This is a genomic window from Streptomyces sp. NPDC055506, assembly GCF_053643595.1.
Window position 1 is genome coordinate 15611 of the sequence record NZ_JBSHKH010000099.1, and the last position, 15800, is coordinate 31410.

The window sequence follows — 15800 nt, forward strand, 5'->3', positions numbered from 1 at the left end:
CGGGACGGCTCGTCATGAGAATCCTCATCAGCGCCGACATGGAGGGCGCCACCGGGGTCACCTGGCCGGACGACGTGGTGCCGGGCGCCGCGCAGTGGGAGCGCTGCCGCTCGCTGTTCACCTCCGACGTCAACGCCGCCGTGCGCGGCTTCCACGACGGCGGCGCCGACGAGGTGATCATCAACGAGGCGCACGCCACCATGCGCAATCTGCTGCTGGAGCAGCTGGACGAACGGGCCCAGCTGCTCACCGGGCGGCACAAGGCGTTGTCCATGGTGGAGGGCGTGCAGCACGGCGACGTCGACGGCATCGCGTTCGTCGGCTACCACGCGGGCGCCGGCATGGAGGGCGTCCTCGCCCACACCTACCTCGCGAACCAGATCACGGGCGTGTGGCTGAACGACGTACGGGCTAGCGAGGGGCTGCTCAACGCCCATGTCGTCGCCGAGTTCGGGGTGCCGGTCGTGCTGGTCACCGGCGACGACGTCGCCTGCGAGGACGCCCTCGGGTACGCGCCCGAGGCGCTGAAGGTCGCGGTGAAGGACCATGTGTCGCGCTACGCGGCCGTGTGCCGCACCCCCGCCCGGACCGCCGCCGACATCCGCGCGGCGGCCAAGGAGGCCGCCGCGCTGGCGGTGCGTCACGAACCCGTGCGCGGCGGCCCGTTCACCGTCGCCGTCGAGTTCGACGCGGAGCACCTGGCGATGGCCGCCACCGTCGTGCCGGGTGTGGAACGGATCGGGGAGCGAAAGGTGGCGTACACGAGCGAGACCATGTACGAGGGCATCCGCGCCTTCAAGGCGGTCACCACGATCGTCTCGGCCGCGGTGGAGGAGCAGTATGGCTGAGCAGGTGGACGAACAGCCACTGGACGAGGTCGTGACGTTCACGTCCGACCTGATCCGGATCGACACCACCAACCGGGGCGGGGGAGACTGCCAGGAACGGCCCGCCGCCGAGTACGCCGCCGCGCGGCTCGCCGAGGCCGGGATCGAGCCGACGCTCCTGGAACGCGCCAAGGGCCGGACCAACGTCGTCGCCCGCGTCGAGGGCACCGACCCCGGAGCCGGGGCGCTGCTGCTCCACGGCCATCTGGACGTCGTACCCGCCGAGGCCGCCGACTGGAGCGTGCACCCGTTCTCCGGGGAGGTCCGCGACGGCGTCGTCTGGGGGCGCGGCGCCGTCGACATGAAGAACATGGACGCGATGATCCTCGCCGTGGTGCGCGCCTGGGCCCGGCAGGGCGTACGGCCCCGGCGGGACATCGTCATCGCGTTCACCGCGGACGAGGAGGCCAGCGCCGAGGACGGCTCGGGGTTCCTCGCCGACGAACACGCCGCCCTGTTCGAGGGCTGCACCGAGGGCGTCAGCGAGTCGGGCGCCTTCACCTTCCACGACGGCAACGGGCGGCAGATCTACCCGATCGCGGCCGGGGAACGCGGCACCGCCTGGCTGAAGCTCACCGCGCGCGGACGCGCCGGGCACGGCTCCAAGGTGAACCGGGACAACGCGGTGACCCGCCTGTCGGCCGCGATCACCCGGATCGGCGAGCACGAATGGCCGCTGCGGCCGACCCCGACCGTACGCGCGGCGCTCAGCGAACTCGCCGCGCTCTACGGCATCGAGAGCGATCTGACGGACATCGACGCGCTGCTCGACAAACTGGGCCCCGCCGCGAAGCTGGTCGAGTCGACCGTGCGCAACAGCGCCAACCCGACGATGCTGAACGCGGGTTACAAGGTCAACGTGATCCCCGGGGAGGCCGTGGCGCAGGTGGACGGCCGCTATCTGCCCGGCGGCGAGGACGAGTTCCGCGAGACCCTCGACCGGCTCACCGGGCCGGACGTGGAGTGGGAGTACCACCACCGCGAGGTCGCCCTCGAGTCGCCCGTGGACTCGGCGACGTTCGCCCGGATGCGGGCCGCCGTCGAGGAATTCGCCCCGGAGGGGCACGTCGTGCCGTACTGCATGTCCGGCGGCACGGACGCCAAGCAGTTCTCGCGCCTCGGCATCACCGGCTACGGCTTCACACCGCTGAAGCTGCCGGAGGGCTACGACTACGGGGCCATGTTCCACGGCGTCGACGAACGGGTCCCGGTCGAGGCGCTGCACTTCGGTGTGCGGGTACTCGACCGGTTCCTGCGGACGGCCTAGGGGAGTGGGGGAGAGAGTGCGGACGCTGGCGTACGGGGCGTGGCCCTCGCCCATCGACGCGGCCCTGGCCGCCGCGCACGACGGGCATCCGGAGTACGTGGGCTTCGTCGGCGACGAGGTGTGGTGGACCGAGCCACGCCCCGCCGAGGGCGGCCGGCGCACCCTGGTGCGGCGGCACGCCGACGGCACGGAGGAGCCGGTGCTGCCCGCGCCGTGGAACGTGCGCAGCCGGGTCATCGAGTACGGCGGCCACCCGTGGGCCGCCCACGCGGGCGACGACGGCCCGCTGGTGGTGTTCGTGAACTTCGCAGACCAGCGGCTGTACCGGTACGAGCCGGGCGGAGAGCCCCGCCCCCTCACGCCGGTGTCCCCCGTGGGCGGGGGCCTGCGCTGGGCGGAGCCGCTGCCGCGCCCCGAGCGGGGCGAAGTGTGGTGCGTGCTGGAGGAGTTCACCGGCGACGGACCCACCGATGTGCGCCGCGTCCTGGCCGCGGTCCCGCTCGACGGCTCCGCCGCCCAGGACCGGGGCGCCGTGCGCGAACTCACCGACGCCCGGCACCGCTTCGTGACGGGCGCCAAGCTCTCGCCCGACGGGCGGCGGGCCGCCTGGCTGGCCTGGGACCATCCCCGCATGCCGTGGGACGGCACCGAACTGGTCCTCGCCGACATCGGCCCCGACGGCACCCTGCACGACGCGCGGACCGTGGCCGGCGGGCCCGGCGAGTCCATCGCCCAGGCCGACTGGACCCCCGACGGCCGCCTCCTGCACACGAGCGACCGCAGCGGCTGGTGGAACCTCCACCTCGACGGGAAGCCCCTTTGCCCGCGCGAAGAGGAGTTCGGCGGGGCGCTGTGGAAGCTCGGCATGCGATGGTTCGCGCCGCTCGACAGCGGCCTGATCGCCGTCGTGCACGGCCGGGGCGCCACCGCCCTCGGCATCCTGGACCCCGAGACCGGCGAGGTCGTCGACGCGGCCGGGCCCTGGACCGAGTTCGCGCCCACCCTCGCCGCGCACGGCGAGCGGGTCGCCGCCGTCGGGGCCAGCCCGCGCAGCGCCTACGAGGTCGTGGAACTGGACGCCGCCACCGGCCACGCCCGCGTCATCGGCGCCGAGCACGACGACGCCGTGGACCCCGCCTACTACCCCGAGCCGCAGATCCGCGCCTTCACCGGGCCGGACGGACGCGACATCCACGCCCACATCTACCCGCCGCACCACCCCGGCTGCGTCGCGCCCGGCGGCGAACTGCCGCCGTACGTCGTCTGGGCGCACGGCGGGCCCACCGGCCGCGCACCGCTCGTGCTCGACCTGGAGATCGCCTACTTCACCTCGCGCGGCATCGGCGTCGCCGAGGTGAACTACGGCGGCTCCACCGGCTACGGCCGCTCCTACCGGGAGCGGCTGCGCGAGCAGTGGGGCGTGGTGGACGTCGAGGACTGCGCGGCCGTCGCCCTGGCCCTCGCCGACGAGGGCACCGCCGACCGCGGCCGGCTCGCCGTGCGGGGCGGCAGCGCCGGCGGCTGGACCGCGGCCGCCTCCCTCACCACGACCGACGTCTACGCCTGCGGCACGATCAAGTACCCCATCCTGGACCTCACCGGCTGGGGCACGGGGGAGACCCACGACTTCGAGTCCCAGTACCTGGAGAGCCTGATCGGGCCGCTCGCCGAGGTGCCCGCACGGTACGCGGAGCGCTCGCCCGCCGGCCACGCCGACCGCCTCGGTGTGCCGTTCCTGCTGCTCCAGGGCCTGGACGACGTGATCTGCCCGCCCGTCCAGTGCGAGCGTTTCCTGGCCCGGCTGGAGGGCCGGCGGGTACCGCACGCCTATCTCGCCTTCGAGGGGGAGGGACACGGGTTCCGGCGGGCGGAGACCATGGTGCGCGCCCTGGAGGCCGAACTCTCCCTGTACGCCCAGGTGTTCCGGCTCGATCCACATGGCATTCCGACCCTGGAGCTCAGCAAGTGAACCAGCTTCTGCGACCGCCCCGGCTCGCCCCCGGCGCCCGTGTCGCCGTCGTCGCGCCGAGCGGGCCCGTGCCCGAGGAGCGGCTCCAGGCCGGGCTCGACATCCTGCGCGGCTGGGACCTCGATCCCGTGGTGGCGCCCCATGTGCTGGGCCGGCACCGCGCGTTGGACTACCTGGCCGGCACAGACGCCGAGCGGGCCGCCGACCTGCGGGACGCCTGGTGCGACCCGTCCGTCGCCGCGGTGCTGTGCGCCCGGGGCGGGTACGGGGCGCAGCGCATGGTCGACCTGCTCGACTGGGCGGCTATGCGGGCGGCGGGCCCGAAGGTGTTCGCCGGGTTCAGCGACATCACCGTCCTGCACCAGGCCTTCGCCACCCGCCTCGGACTGGTCACCCTGTACGGCCCCGCGGTCGCCGGAGTCGACTTCCTCAAGAACGCCCGGGCCCAGGAGCATCTGCGGGCGACCCTCTTCGAGCCGGAGTCCGTGCGGACCGTCACGGCCGTGCCCGAGGGCGGCGGCGCGCTGGTGCCCGGACGGGCCCGGGGCGTCACGCTGGGCGGCTGTCTGAGCCTGCTCGCGAGCGACCTCGGCACCCCGCACGCCCACGCGTCGGCCCGGGACGGACTGCTGCTGATCGAGGACATCGGCGAGAGCCCGTACCGCCTGGACCGGTATCTGACCCAACTCCTGCGCGGCGGCTGGCTGGACGGGGTCGCCGGGATCGTGCTCGGCTCCTGGGCGACGTGCGGCCCGGACGAGGACCTGCGCGCGGTCTTCGCCGACCGGCTCGGCGGACTCGGTGTCCCGGTCGTGGAGGAGTTCGGGTTCGGGCACGGCGAGGGCGCGCTGACGATGCCCCTGGGGATGGCGGCCGAACTGGACACCGTCATAGGCACGTTGACGTTCGACCAACCCGCCCTGAGCTGAGCATGCCGTTACTGAAATCCTGTCAAGAAACCCTCGTTTCGGTGATTGACGCTCCCTGACACGTGTCACACGATGACTACGACCAAGTACCTACTGGTCGGTATCCGGGTTGTCCCCACCGTGGAGGTCCGTGTGTCCCGACGCGTGCCCAGATCCCGCGCGCCGCTCGCTCTCGCTCTGGGCGCCGCCCTGGCCGTCCCTCTCACCCTGGCTCCGCCCGCCACCGCGGCGGACTCCTACACCGTCACTCCGCTCAAGTTCACCGTCCGGGCGGGTGGCCGGTCCTGCACGGTCGACGCCGACCTGTACCGCCCGGCGGGTGTGGACCGGAAGCACCGCGCGCCCGCCGTGCTCGGCACCAACGGCTTCGGCGGCAGCAAGTCGGACGGCTCGACGGGCACCATCGGCAAGGCCTTCGCCCAGCGCGGCTACGTCTCCCTCATCTACTCCGGGCTCGGATTCGGCCGCAGCGGCTGTCTCATCTCCCTCGACGACCCGGCCATCGACGGTGCCGCCGCCGCGCGACTGGTCGACTTCCTCGGCGGCCAACGCGCCGCCGACGACGGCAGCACCGCCGACTTCGTCACCCTCGACCGGCCCGGCGATCCACGGGTCGGCATGATCGGCGGCTCCTACGGCGGCGCCGTCCAGCTCGCCACGGCCGCCGTCGACCACCGCCTCGACGCGCTCGTCCCCATGATCACCTGGAACGACCTGGCGTACGCGCTGGACCCCAACAACGCCACCGGCGGCACCGGCGTACCGGGCGTCTTCAAGTGGCAGTGGACCAACGGCTTCTACCTCATCGGCGAAGGCCAGCCGCTGCTCCAGCCCAGCCTCGACCCGTCCCGCATCAACCGCCTGTCCTGCCTGCACTTCGTCACCAAGGCCTGCCGGACCATCCACACACTCAACTCCGGCCGCTACCCCGCCGACCGGACCGCCGAGCTGCTCGCCTTCGCCCGCAGCGTCTCCCCGGCCTCCTATCTCCACCGCGTCAAGGCACCCACCCTGCTGGTCCAGGGGCAGGCCGACACCCTCTTCAACCTCAACGAGGCGACAGCGACGTACCGGACGCTCCGCGCCCAGGGCACCCCCGTGAAGATGATCTGGCAGTCCTGGGGCCACAGCGCCGGGCTCACCGGCCCCGGCGCCGGTGAACTCGATCTGTCGAAGGGCAACCTGGAGACCAGCTACGTCGGCCGGCGCGTCCTCGCCTGGTTCGACCGCCATCTGCGCGGCCGGACACAGGCCGACACGGGACCGGCCTTCGCCTACCACCGGGACTGGATGACCGACCCCAACCGCGCCTACGCCACCGCCGAACACCTCCCCGAGCCGAGCCGCACCCTGTATCTCTCCGGCGACGGCAAGCTCGTCGACAACCGGAACAAGGTGGCCCGGGGCAGTCGCAGCTATACCAACGGGCTGATCCCCACGAGCCATTCGGAGAACTCGCTCTCCGGCCTCATCGGGCTGCCCGACACACCACCGCACGACACCGAGGGCACCTACCTCGGCTGGACCAGCGCGCCGCTGTCACGGCCCCTCGATGTCGTCGGCGCGCCCCGGGCCACGCTCAAGGTGAACTCCCCGAAGGCCGAGCGCACCCAGAACTCCGGCGACGCGGCCGACAAGCTCGTCCTGTTCGCCAAGCTCTACGACGTCGCCCCCGACGGCACCCGCACCCTGGTGCGCCGCCTGGTCGCGCCGGTCCGGGTACCGGACGTGACCAAGAGCTTCACCGTCACGCTGCCCGGGATCGTGCACCGGTACGAGAAGGGACACCGGCTGAGCTTCGTGATCGCGGCGAGCGACGACGCCTATTTCGGCAACCGGGGGATCAAACCGGTGACCGTGGTCAGCGGACCGCGGAACACCGGGGTGCTGCGGCTGCCCGTCGCGGGCTCCTGACCGGGGGGGGGCGCGGCTACTGTGGCGGGGTGCCCCACAACGCGTCCCGCTACCTCGCCGAAGGCCCCCGGGTGGGCATACGCCACTTCACCTACGGGGACGGCGCCGAGTTCACCGCCCGGGCGCGGGAGAGCAAGGACCTGCACCATCCCTGGCTCTTCCCGCCCGAGAGCGCCCAGGCCTACACCGCGTACGCCGGCCGGCTGATCGAGGACCCGTCCAAGGCCGGCTTCCTCGTGTGCGAGCAGGGCGACGGGGCCATCGCCGGGTTCATCAACATCAACAACATCGTCGAGGGCGGCTTCCAGTCCGGGGCGCTGGGCTACGGCGCCTTCGCGCACGCCGCCGGGCGGGGGCTGATGCGCGAAGGGCTCGACCTCGTCGTGCGGCACGCGTTCGGCCCGATGCGGCTGCACCGGCTGGAGATCAACGTCCAGCCCGCGAACGCCGCGTCGATCGCCCTGGCCCGCGGCTGCGGGTTCCGGCTGGAGGGCTTCTCGCCGAAGATGCTCTTCGTCGACGGGGCCTGGCGCGACCACGAACGCTGGGCGATCACCGCCGAGATGGTCACGGGGCCGGGGCGGCGCTGAGCTCCGGCCCGGCGGTCATCCCGGGTTGCGGTCCACGTACTCGTAGATCGACCCGTCCGGGTGCAGCGCGATCAGATTGCGGCCGGCCGGCGAGGCGATCGGGCCCGCGACGATGTGGGCGCCCAGTTCGGTGAGCACCCGGTGGGTGTCGTCGACGTCCTTGACGGCGATCGTCGCGGAGACCTTGCGCAGCACCTCCAGTTCGGCCGGGGGACCGCTCATCAGCAGGAAGCAGCCGATCGCCGCCACCTCGACTCCGCCCCGTTCGAAGCGCTGGGCGCTGCCGCCCGCCAGCCGCTCGTAGAAGGGGATCGCGGTCTCGAGGTCGTCGACGCAGACGCGCAGTGTGGCACCCAGAATCTCCATGGGGACGAGCCTAGTTACGCGCCATGGGGCGCGGGTACCCGGCCGGGCATGAAGCCGATGGATCACCTGGAGCATCTGGACAAGCATCTGGTTGACGAGCTGGCACAGGTGGCGCGTGAGACCGTACGGGACGAACTGCGCGAGCAGACACGCAAGCAGCGCCGCAGGGCCACGCTGTACGCCGCGTCCGGCGCGCTCGCCCTGTACGCGGGCGCGGCCCTCGCACTCGCCGTGGGACTGGCCCTCGCCCTCGGCCTGCCCGACTGGGCGGCGGCGCTGATCACCGCAGTGATCCTGGGCGCCGCGGCCTATGTGCTGCGCGGCATGGCCCGGCCGGCCCGCCCAGGTTCCGGGCAGCCGGCCGGTGCGGTCCCGGGCCATGAGGCCGCGGGCCAGGCCGCCGCGGCTGCCGGTGGTCTGCCGTACCCGCCCGTGCCGCCGGGCACGCCCGCCGGGCCCGCCCCGGGCACGGTGCCCCCGCGGCCGACGGACGACCCGGACGTACCCCGCCCCAGGGCGTGATGCCGGGTGCACAAGCGAGGAACATCCCACCAGCAGGGCCGAGTGGTCGTGGTGAGCGGCACCATCGTGCACAGGAGGTCGAGTTAGCTCGATCGTGTGATGGTCCGCTTGTGGGCTTGCGATGTCCTGGGCCGACCGGGTTAACGTGATCGTGCGATCTGGGACGCCGGGTACGGCGCCAGTGTGCGGGGCCCCCGCTCCACCGGAGTGATGGTTCGGGGCCTCCCCGTCGCCTCTGGCCGTAGCCATATGGCCAGGTCGTGAGGGGACCGGCCTCCCGGGATCGGACCACGCACGGGATGCGTGTCGCCGCCTCGGGGTTGAGTACGCCGGTAACCAGTGCGCTCAAGACCGTTCGGGGCGTGCGGCTGATCGGGCTCACTCCTGCTCAGTCTTTAGGAACGGTTCAACGAGTCATTGCGCTGCGAGCTGCTGCACGCCCGCAGCGGGGTGCGGACGACGATGGTGCAGCTGCCGGGGCTCAACACCCCGCAGTTCGACTGGGTGTTGAATCGGATGGCCGGCCGGGCCCGGCCCGTCGCACCCGTGTACCAGCCGGAGGTCGCGGCCCGGGCCGTCGTGCACGCGGCGTCGCACGCGCGGCGCCGGGAGTACTGGGTGGGCGGCTCCACCGCGGCCACGCTCATCGCCAACGCCGTCGTCCCCGGGCTGCTGGACCGCTATCTGGCCCGTACGAACTTCGACGCGCAGCAGGACGAGGGCAGGCCCGACGGCCCGGTGAACCTGTGGGCCCCGGCGGACGGGCCGCACGGCCGCGACTTCGGCGCGCACGGGCGCTTCGACGACGAGGCCGTGGTCGGCAGCGCGCAGCAGTGGCTGTCACGCAACCGGGGGCGGCTGGGCGCGGCCCTGACCGTGGGAGCCGGGATCCTGGCTGCACGCCGACTGACCGGGCCGGTCCGCCGTCAGTTCTCCAGCTGCGGCAGCACCTTCGTGCGGTAGAAGTCGAAGAAGCCGCGCAGGTCGGGGCCGATCTGGTTGACGTAGACCCGGTCGAAGCCCGCGTCGGTGAACTGCTTCAGCTCGGCCACGTGGGCGTCCACGTCGTCGCCGCACACCCGGTTCTCGCGCACCATGTCCTCGGTGACCAGCCGCTGTGCCTGCTCGAAGTGTTTCGGGGAGGGGAGCACCTGGCCCAGCTCCCCCGGCAGCTGCTCGTTCGCCCAGAGCCGGTGGACGGTCCGTGCGGCCTCGTCCGCGTCGGTGTCGTAGCAGACCTTGGTGCCGCCGCTGACCGGCTTTCCGCCGCCTCCGCCCTTGCGGTACTGCTCCACCATCGTCTCGTCCGGCGCGACGCTGATGTAGCCGTCGCCCACACGGGACGCCAGCTGGGTCGCCGCCGGGCCGAAGCCGGAGATGTCGATCGGGATCGGCTCGTCCGGCACCGTGTAGAGGCGGGCGTTCTCCACCGTGTAGTGCGGCCCGTGGTGGTTGACCTCCTCGCCCGTGAACAGCCGGCGCATCACCTGGATGGCCTCCTCCAGCATGTCCAGACGGACATGGGCCGGCGGCCAGTGATCGCCGAGGATGTGCTCGTTGAGTGCCTCGCCGGAGCCCACGCCGAGCCGGAAGCGGCCCGCCGTCATCACCGCGCTGGTCGCCGCGGCCTGTGCCACCACCGCCGGGTGCATCCGCACGGTCGGGCAGGTCACCGCCGTCTCGATCGGAAGGGACACCGCCTCGGACAGCGCGCCGATCACCGACCAGACGAACGGGCTCTGGCCCTGCTCGTCGTTCCACGGGTGGTAGTGGTCCGAGATCCACAGCGCCTGGAATCCGGCCTGCTCGGCCATCCGCGCCTGCTCGATCAGCTCGGCGGGTCCGTACTGCTCGCACGAGAGGAAATAGCCGTACTCGGGCATGGGGGAGAGCCTCCGCGACGTGGGCGTCCGTGTCCCGCACCGGGTACCCGGGCGCTGGTCCGGAAACCGGCGGGGTTCCGCCCGGGAGGGGGCCGGCGGACGTTTGGGTGCCCTGGCCAGGGGGACGCGGAAGGCTCCCGAGGTACGCGACAGCGCCGGAGGCGAACCGTGAGTCGACCCCGCATCGTGATCGTCGGTGCCGGTTTCGCCGGCTACCGCGCGGCGCGCACCCTGGCCCGGCAGACCCGGGGCAGGGCCCATATCACCCTGGTCAACCCGACCGACTACTTCCTGTACGTGCCGCTGCTGCCCCAGGTCGCCGCGGGCATCCTGGAGCCGCGCCGGGTCACGGTCTCCCTCTCGGACACGCTGCCCCGGGTACGGCTGGTGCTCGGCGAGGCCGACGGGATCGACCTCGACGGACGCACCGTGCACTACACCGGCCCCGAGGGCGAGGGCGGCACGCTCGCCTACGACCGGCTGGTGCTCGCCGCGGGCAGTGTCAACAAGCTGCTGCCCATCCCGGGTGTGGCCGAGCACGCGCACGGCTTCCGCGGGCTGCCCGAGGCGCTGTACCTGCGCGACCACGTGACCCGGCAGGTGGAGCTGGCAGCCGTCGCCGAGGACCCGAAGTCGTGCGCCGCGCGCTGCACCTTCGTCGTGGTCGGCGCCGGATACACCGGAACCGAGGTCGCCGCGCACGGGCAGCTGTTCACCGACGCGCAGGTCCGCAGGCATCCGCTGCGGCAGGGCATGCGGCCGCGCTGGATCCTGCTGGACGTGGCGCCGCGGGTGCTGCCCGAGATGGACGACAAGCTGTCCGCGACGGCCGACCGGGTGCTGCGGCAGCGGGGCGTGGACGTACGGACCGGGACCTCCGTGAAGGAGGCCACGCCCGACGGGGTCGTACTGAGCGACGGCGAGTTCGTCGAGACCCGGACGCTGGTGTGGTGTGTGGGCGTACGGCCCGATCCGCTGGTGGAGTCCCTCGGGCTGCCGTTGGAGAAGGGGCGGCTGCTCGTCGATCCGAACCTCCAGGTGCCGGGGCGGCCGGAGCTGTTCGCTTGCGGTGACGCGGCCGCGGTGCCCGATCTGGAGAAGCCGGGGAGCTATACGCCGATGACCGCGCAGCACGCCTGGCGGCACGGCAAGGTCGCGGCCGAGAACGTCGCCGCGTCGCTGGGGCTCGGCGGGGTGCGCAAGCCCTACCGTCATCGCGACCTGGGCTTCGTCGTCGACCTGGGCGGTGCGAAGGCCGCGGCCAATCCGCTCGGCGTGGCGCTGTCCGGGGTGCCGGCGGGTGTGGTGACGCGTGGCTACCATCTCGCCGCCATGCCCGGCAACCGGGTCCGGGTCGCCGCCGACTGGCTGCTGGACGCCGTACTGCCGCGCCAGGCCGTGCAGTTGGGGCTCGTACGGTCCTGGTCGGTGCCCCTGGACACCTCGTCTCCGGAGGTGGCCCGGGTGCCGGGCGGGCCCGGGACGCGGCAGGAGGCGAGCGCCCGCTCGGGGCCGGGCGCAGCGATCGAGGCCGACACATACGACGGGGGGACCGGCACCGGGTCCGGGACGGACCGGGCCGGAGACCAGCCCGCGAAGGGGCAGCCCGGATCCGGGGTGACGCAGGTGCAGCCTGGGTCCGGGGCCGCGGAGCGGCGCTCGGAAACGGAGCTCGCCAAGGGCCGCCCGGGTGCGCAGCCGGGCAGGACCTGGCCCGCCGACGAGCCCGCCAAGGGGCCTCGCGGCGCTACGCGGACCAGGAGCGGGCCCGGCGGTGAGCCTGCCGGGGGCGGGCCTGGTGGTGAGCCTGCCAGGAATCAGCCTGGTGGTGAGCCTGCCAGGAACCAGCCCGGTGGTGAGCCTGCCGGGAGTCGGCGGGGTGGTGAGCCGGCGAAGAACCGGCCGGGTGGTGAATCTGCGCGGAGCCGGCTTGGTGGTGTACCCGTCACGGATCAGCCCGGTGGCGAGCGGGCGCGGACTCAGGCTGGTGGCGAGCCCGCCGGGAGTCGGCGGGGTGGTGAGCCGGCCAAGAACCAGCCGGGTGGTGAGCCCGCCAAGAACCAGCCCGGTGGTGAACCCGCCAAGAACCAGCCCGGCGGTGAGCCCGCGAAGAACCAGCCCGTGCCCGGTCCTCAGCCCCCTGACGATCAACCACCCCCGGGCCCCGGTATCGCGCCCGGCCCCGTCAAGCGTTCCGACCCGCCGGACGACTCCGCGAAAGGAGACTCATGAACACCGGTGAACTCACCGATCTCGGCCGGCAGCTGCGCGTGGACAGTGTTCGCGCCGCCGCCGCCGCGGGCTCCGGGCACCCGACGTCCTCGATGTCCGCCGCCGACCTGATGGCCGTACTGCTCGCACACCACTTCCACTACGACTTCGACCGCCCCGCCCACCCCGGCAACGACCGCTTCGTGCTGTCCAAGGGACACGCCTCGCCGCTGCTGTACTCCGCGTACAAGGCGGCCGGCGCCATCGACGACGAGGAGCTGCTCACCTTCCGCAAGCTGGGCAGCCGCCTCGAAGGGCACCCCACACCGCAGCGCCTGCCGTGGGTCGAGACGGCCACCGGCTCGCTCGGGCAGGGCCTGCCGGTCGGGGTCGGCATCGCGCTGGCCGGCAAGCGGCTGGACCGCACCGGCTACCGCACATGGGTGCTGTGCGGCGACAGCGAGCTGGCCGAGGGATCCGTGTGGGAGGCCGCCGAGCACGCCGGGTACGAGCACCTGGACAACCTCACCGTGATCGTCGACGTCAACCGGCTCGGCCAGCGCGGCCCGACCCGGCACGGCCACGACCTGGACGCCTACGCCCGCCGCTTCCAGGCCTTCGACTGGCACACCATCGAGGTCGACGGCCACGACGTGGACGCCGTCGACCGCGCCTACGGCGAGGCCGCCTCCACCAAGGGCCAGCCCACCGCGATCCTCGCCCGCACCCTCAAGGGCAAGGGCGTAGAGGGCGTCCAGGACCGCGAGGGCCTGCACGGCAAGCCGCTGCCGGACGCCGAGGAGGCGATCGCCGAACTCGGCGGACCGCGCGACATCCGCGTATCGGTGCAGGAACCGCCGGCCGCCCGCATGCTGCACGCCGTTCACACCGGGAACTACGAACTCCCCAAGTGGGACAAGGGCGAGGAGGTCGCCACCCGCAACGCCTTCGGCGAGGCACTCGCGGCACTCGGCACCGGCCGCGGCGACATCGTCGCCCTGGACGGGGAGGTCGGCGACTCCACCCGCGCCGAGTTCTTCGCCAAGGAGCACCCCGACCGCTACTTCGAGTGCTACATCGCCGAGCAGCAGATGGTCGCCTCGGCGGTCGGGCTCGCCGCGCGCGGCTGGATGCCGTACGCCGCCACGTTCGCGGCCTTCCTGACCCGGGCCCACGACTTCATCAGGATGGCGTCCGTCAGCGGCGCCGGCATCAACCTGGTCGGCTCGCACGCCGGCGTCGCCATCGGCCAGGACGGGCCCAGCCAGATGGGCCTGGAGGACCTGGCGATGATGCGGGCGGTGCACGGCTCGACCGTGCTGTACCCGTGCGACGCCAACCAGACCGCCCGGCTCGTCGGCGCGATGGCCGGCCTGGAGGGCGTCCGCTATCTGCGCACCTCGCGCGGCGAGAGCGCGGTGCTCTACGGCCCCGACGAGGAGTTCCCGGTCGGCGGGAGCAAGGTGCTGCGCTCCTCCGAGCGCGACCGGCTGACCCTCGTCGCGGCGGGCGTCACCGTGCACGAGGCACTGGCCGCCGCCGACGCCCTGGAGCGGGAGGGCATCCAGGCGCGGGTGATCGACCTGTACTCCGTGAAGCCCGTCGACCGCGCCACTCTGCGCCGGGCCGCCGAGGAGACCGGCTGCCTGGTGACCGTCGAGGACCACCACCCGGAGGGCGGCATCGGGGACGCGGTCCTCGACGCCTTCACCGACGGACGGCCCGTCCCGCGCCTGGTGCGGCTCGGCGTACGGTCGATGCCCGGCTCGGCGTCCCCGGCCGAGGCGCTGCACGCCGCCGGCATCGACGCCGAGTCGATCGCGGCGGCCGGGCGGCTGCTGGTGGAGGAGGCGGTCGTGCCGTGAGCGGCGGCGACGGCACGCGCAGGGTGCGGGCCGGCCGTCGCACCGTGACGGTCCACCGGCCGGACAAGGTGCTCTTCCCCGGCGGCGCGGGCGCGAAGGAGTACACCAAGGGCGACCTGGTGGACTACCACCGGGCCGTCGCGCCCTTCATGCTGCCGCACCTGCGCGGCCGTCCGCTGATGCTGGAACGGCACCCGGACGGGCTCGACGGCCCGAGGTTCATGCAGAAGAACACCCCGGACTCCTACCCGGAGTGGATCACCCGCGTCGAGGTGGCCAAGGAGGGCGGCACCGTCCGTCACACCGTCTGTGACGACACCGCCACCCTCCTCTATCTGGCCGACCAGGCCAGCATCGCCCTGCACCGCTGGCTGTCCCGCGCCGACGGCGTCGACCACCCCGACCGGCTGGTCTTCGACCTCGACCCCGCGGGCGACGACTTCGAGGCCGTGCGCGAGGCCGCCCGGCTGCTCGGGGAACTCCTCGAAGAGCTGGAGCTGCCCTCGGCGCTGATGACCACCGGCTCCCGCGGACTGCACGCGATCGTGCCGCTGAACGGCCGGCACGACTTCGACGAGGTGCGCGCCTTCGCCCGGGACGTCGCCGACACCCTCGCCGACGCCCACCCCGACCGGCTCACCACCGCCGCCCGCAAGAAGGACCGCGGCGAGCGGCTCTACCTCGACGTGCAGCGCAACGCCTACGCCCAGACCGCCGTCGCGCCCTTCACGGTCCGGCCCCGGCCGGGCGCGCCCGTGGCGACCCCCATCACCTGGGACCAGCTCGACGACCCGGAGCTGAACGCCCGCAGTTACACCGTCGCCGACGCCGTCGAGCAGGCCCGCACCAACCCCTGGTCCGGCCTGCTCGGCCGCGGCCGGGCGCTGGGACCGGCCCGGCGGCGGCTGAACGCCCTGCGCGGCTGAGCCGCCCCCCGCTTCACCTGGCGGGTGGCAGATGCATGAGACCCCAGAGGTTTGGCGAACACTCTTGCGGCCACACGGAGGGGGAGGTGGCCATGTCGAACACAAGAGACACGCAAGAGTCACAGAGTTCACAGAAACCCCAGGACTCTCAGAATACGAGCAAACCGAACGAGAAGCAGACGGCCCAGAAGAAGACGGCTCCGAAGCAGACGGCCCCGAAGCGGCCGAGCCCGATGGACGTGCTGCGCCAGGCGCGCGGCCAGCTCGCGGAGCTCACCGGCATGGAAGCCGAGACCGTGTCGTCCTTCGAGCAGACGGAGGAGGGCTGGGCGCTGGAGGTCGAGGTCCTCGAACTCGAGCGCGTGCCCGACACGATGAGCCTGATGGCGAGCTACCAAGTGGAGCTCGACACCGAGGGGCAGCTCACGGGCTACCGGCGCGTCCGCCGCTACGAACGCGGTCGATCCGACG

The 15800-nt window shown here is 72.8% G+C and carries 13 protein-coding genes and 1 pseudogene; 12 read left to right on the plus strand and 2 right to left on the minus strand.

Annotated features, from left to right (window positions below):
- The first annotated feature begins 14 nt into the window (after window positions 1–14).
- From ACWIF2_RS29510 to ACWIF2_RS29535, 6 genes are all read left to right on the plus strand, one after another.
- A complete protein-coding gene (locus tag ACWIF2_RS29510) occupies window positions 15–848 on the plus strand; it encodes a M55 family metallopeptidase (RefSeq protein ID WP_454363806.1) in 834 nt (277 codons plus the stop codon).
- On the plus strand, window positions 841–2154 hold the full coding sequence (locus tag ACWIF2_RS29515; RefSeq protein ID WP_454363807.1) for a M20/M25/M40 family metallo-hydrolase: 1314 nt from the start codon (window positions 841–843) through the stop codon (window positions 2152–2154). The genes ACWIF2_RS29510 and ACWIF2_RS29515 overlap by 8 nt, the downstream gene beginning before the upstream one ends.
- A 4-nt stretch (window positions 2155–2158) precedes the next feature.
- Window positions 2159–4123 carry a prolyl oligopeptidase family serine peptidase gene (locus ACWIF2_RS29520; protein ID WP_454363808.1) on the plus strand — a complete coding sequence of 655 codons (1965 nt, stop codon included), beginning with the start codon at window positions 2159–2161 and terminating at the stop codon, window positions 4121–4123.
- Window positions 4120–5052, plus strand: coding sequence for a S66 peptidase family protein (locus ACWIF2_RS29525; protein WP_454363809.1), 933 nt, complete (start codon window positions 4120–4122; stop codon window positions 5050–5052). Before ACWIF2_RS29520 ends, ACWIF2_RS29525 begins: the two co-directional genes overlap by 4 nt.
- A 72-nt stretch (window positions 5053–5124) precedes the next feature.
- Window positions 5125–6966, plus strand: a complete 1842-nt coding sequence (locus ACWIF2_RS29530) for a CocE/NonD family hydrolase (protein WP_454363810.1) — start codon at window positions 5125–5127, stop codon at window positions 6964–6966.
- Between the two features lie 29 nt (window positions 6967–6995).
- A complete protein-coding gene (locus ACWIF2_RS29535) occupies window positions 6996–7556 on the plus strand; it encodes a GNAT family N-acetyltransferase (RefSeq protein ID WP_454363811.1) in 561 nt (186 codons plus the stop codon).
- Between the two features lie 15 nt (window positions 7557–7571).
- Here ACWIF2_RS29535 and ACWIF2_RS29540 read toward each other — a convergent pair whose 3' ends face one another.
- On the minus strand, window positions 7572–7922 hold the full coding sequence (locus ACWIF2_RS29540) for a VOC family protein (protein ID WP_399016363.1): 351 nt from the start codon (window positions 7920–7922) through the stop codon (window positions 7572–7574).
- Window positions 7923–7970: 48 nt separating this feature from the next.
- Here ACWIF2_RS29540 and ACWIF2_RS29545 point away from each other — a divergent pair, with 48 nt between their 5' ends.
- A complete protein-coding gene (locus ACWIF2_RS29545; RefSeq protein WP_454363812.1) occupies window positions 7971–8444 on the plus strand; it encodes a phage holin family protein in 474 nt (157 codons plus the stop codon).
- Between the two features lie 405 nt (window positions 8445–8849).
- Window positions 8850–9407, plus strand: a pseudogene (locus ACWIF2_RS29550) (SDR family oxidoreductase); the annotation flags it as partial.
- Here ACWIF2_RS29550 and ACWIF2_RS29555 read toward each other — a convergent pair.
- Window positions 9371–10327 (minus strand): LLM class F420-dependent oxidoreductase, encoded by a 957-nt coding sequence (locus ACWIF2_RS29555; RefSeq protein WP_454363813.1) that lies wholly within the window; start codon window positions 10325–10327, stop codon window positions 9371–9373. The pseudogene ACWIF2_RS29550 and the gene ACWIF2_RS29555 overlap by 37 nt on opposite strands.
- A gap of 168 nt (window positions 10328–10495) precedes the next feature.
- On the opposite strand from ACWIF2_RS29555, the gene ACWIF2_RS29560 reads away from it, so the two are divergent.
- The 4 genes from ACWIF2_RS29560 to ACWIF2_RS29575 all read left to right on the plus strand — a co-directional run.
- Entirely contained in the window at window positions 10496–12559 is a 2064-nt protein-coding gene (locus ACWIF2_RS29560) for an FAD-dependent oxidoreductase (protein ID WP_454363814.1), read from the plus strand.
- Complete coding sequence (locus ACWIF2_RS29565; protein WP_454363815.1) at window positions 12556–14403, plus strand: transketolase; 1848 nt, start codon at window positions 12556–12558, stop codon at window positions 14401–14403. The genes ACWIF2_RS29560 and ACWIF2_RS29565 overlap by 4 nt, the downstream gene beginning before the upstream one ends.
- Complete coding sequence (ligD, locus tag ACWIF2_RS29570; RefSeq protein WP_454363816.1) at window positions 14400–15329, plus strand: non-homologous end-joining DNA ligase; 930 nt, start codon at window positions 14400–14402, stop codon at window positions 15327–15329. The genes ACWIF2_RS29565 and ligD overlap by 4 nt, the downstream gene beginning before the upstream one ends.
- 92 nt (window positions 15330–15421) lie before the next feature.
- On the plus strand, window positions 15422–15800 hold a 379-nt coding region (locus ACWIF2_RS29575), incomplete at its 3' end, for a gas vesicle protein GvpO (protein WP_454363817.1).

What these genes read in the sequence shown, in the direction of transcription:
- ACWIF2_RS29510 (WP_454363806.1), top strand. Translation starts at nt 15, where the DNA reads ATGAGAATCCTCATCAGCGCCGACATGGAGGGCGCCACCGGGGTCACC.
- ACWIF2_RS29515 (WP_454363807.1), top strand. Translation starts at nt 841, where the DNA reads ATGGCTGAGCAGGTGGACGAACAGCCACTGGACGAGGTCGTGACGTTC.
- ACWIF2_RS29530 (WP_454363810.1), top strand. Translation starts at nt 5,125, where the DNA reads ATGACTACGACCAAGTACCTACTGGTCGGTATCCGGGTTGTCCCCACC.
- ACWIF2_RS29540 (WP_399016363.1), bottom strand. Translation starts at nt 7,922, where the DNA reads ATGGAGATTCTGGGTGCCACACTGCGCGTCTGCGTCGACGACCTCGAG.
- ACWIF2_RS29545 (WP_454363812.1), top strand. Translation starts at nt 7,971, where the DNA reads ATGAAGCCGATGGATCACCTGGAGCATCTGGACAAGCATCTGGTTGAC.
- ACWIF2_RS29555 (WP_454363813.1), bottom strand. Translation starts at nt 10,327, where the DNA reads ATGCCCGAGTACGGCTATTTCCTCTCGTGCGAGCAGTACGGACCCGCC.
- ACWIF2_RS29565 (WP_454363815.1), top strand. Translation starts at nt 12,556, where the DNA reads ATGAACACCGGTGAACTCACCGATCTCGGCCGGCAGCTGCGCGTGGAC.